This window comes from Asanoa siamensis, assembly GCF_016862555.1.
GTDB lineage: Bacteria > Actinomycetota > Actinomycetes > Mycobacteriales > Micromonosporaceae > Asanoa > Asanoa siamensis.
The window spans coordinates 1-1,294 of record NZ_BONE01000194.1; the positions used below are offsets into that span (position 1 = coordinate 1).

1 protein-coding gene is annotated in these 1,294 nt (G+C 67.2%); it reads right to left on the reverse strand.

All coding sequences use genetic code 11. The features are described from left to right. Positions 1–37 precede the first annotated feature (37 nt). The gene (locus Asi02nite_RS41195) at positions 38–1,264 is read right to left on the reverse strand and encodes an IS256 family transposase (protein ID WP_203719473.1); all 1,227 of its coding nucleotides are present in this window, start codon (positions 1,262–1,264) and stop codon (positions 38–40) included. Between the last annotated feature and the right edge of the window lie 30 nt (positions 1,265–1,294).

Genomic DNA, 1,294 nt, shown 5'->3' on the forward strand with positions numbered 1-1,294 from the left:
TCTGTCAAGAAAACGGTGTAACCCAGGCTGTTGAGGACTACTTGCGGGCTGCGGCGAGTCGGCCTTCGAAGGCCATCTCGAAGGCGTTCAACGCGGGTTTCCAGCGCATCGTCCAGCGCCGGCGGCCTTGCCCGGTCGGGTCCAGGCTCATGACCGCGAGGTAGACACACTTGAGCGCGGCCGCCTCGTTCGGGAAATGCCCGCGGGCGCGGACAGCCCGACGGATCCGGGCGTTCACGCTCTCGATCGCGTTCGTGGAGCAGACCACGGTGCGGATCTCGGCGTTGAACGCGAGGAACGGCACGAACTCCGGCCAGGCGTTGGTCCACAGCCTCACGATCGCCGGATACCTGCCGCCCCAAACCTCGGCGAACTCGTCGAAGCGGGCCTGCGCCGCGGCCTCGGTCGGCGCGGTATAGACGGGCCGCAACGCCTTCGCGATGGCGTCCCAGTGCTGCCGGCCGGCATACCGGAACGAGGCCCGCAGCAGGTGGATCACGCAGGTCTGCACTACCGCGAGAGGCCAGACCTGGCCGATGGCGTCGGGCAGGCCTTTCAACCCGTCGCAGACGACCATGCACGCGTCCTCGACACCACGATTCTTGAGCTCGGTCAACACTTGCAGCCAGAACTTCGCGCCCTCGCCACCGTCACCGGCCCACAGCCCGAGGATGTCTCGGGTTCCGTCGACGGTGACGGCGAGGGCGACGTAGATCGGCCGGTTCGCGACCTTCCCGTCGCGGATCTTCACGTGGACGGCGTCGAGGAAGATCACCGGATAGACCGCGTCCAGGGGCCGGTTCTGCCACTCGAGCATCCCCTCGATGACCTTGTCGGTGATCGTGGAGATCGTCTGTCGGGACACGTCCGCGCCATACACCTCAGCCAGGTGTGCGGCGATCTCCCCGGTCGTCAATCCCTTAGCTGACAACGAGATCACCATGTCTTCGACCCCGGTCAGGCGACGCTGGCGCTTGCGGACGATCCGCGGCTCGAAACTGCCCTCACGATCGCGGGGCACGGCGAGCTCGACCGGGCCGACCTCCGTCAGGACGGTCTTGCCGCGAGCCCCGTTGCGTGAGTTCCCGCCGTTGTTACCCGCCGGGTCGCCTTTGTCGTAGCCGAGGTGGTCGGTGATCTCACCGTCCAGAGCGGCCTCGATCACCCGCTTCGTGAGCTGCTGGAGCAGACCGCCATCGCCGGTCAACTGCAGGCCCGCTGCGCGGGCCTGCTCGACCAGCCGGCCGACCAACTCCGCGTCCACACCATCGACCGGGGTCGCCGCTGGATCTTT